The organism is Adonisia turfae CCMR0081 (assembly GCF_011009555.1).
Taxonomy (GTDB): domain Bacteria; phylum Cyanobacteriota; class Cyanobacteriia; order Phormidesmidales; family Phormidesmidaceae; genus Leptothoe; species Leptothoe turfae.
This window is the reverse complement of record NZ_QXHD01000003.1, coordinates 17,316-17,639: the sequence shown is the minus strand read 5'-3', so window position 1 is coordinate 17,639 and position 324 is coordinate 17,316. Positions and strand designations below refer to the sequence as shown.

Genomic DNA, 324 nt, shown 5'->3' with positions numbered 1-324 from the left:
CTACGGTAATATCTTCAATCAGTAATCGAATAATCTGCTTCTTTTGTTTGGGTGGGGTGTGTTCTGCATTCCAGAGATGAGGTAAATGGTGTGCCAGTCTGAAGAGTTCTTCTTTGTCAGCTTCACCCATCTGATTGAGGGGATGCGTTTGACGTTGCTGCGTGAGCGTATCTTGAGTTTGCTGCACTTTTAGCAAGGCTTGCTCCCACCGTTTCTCTAGTGTGGCAGCCACTAAGCGATTGGCGGGGTCCACCTCTTCAAATCGTCGCTCCGCAATTTGGGCCTCATACTCCGCTCTGGCCAAGGCTAATTCCCATTGTTTGG

The 324-nt window shown here is 49.1% G+C and carries 1 pseudogene; it reads right to left on the bottom strand.

Annotation, left to right across the window (positions count from 1 at the left end):
* Window positions 1-324: pseudogene (locus DXZ20_RS37135) on the bottom strand (recombinase family protein); the annotation flags it as partial.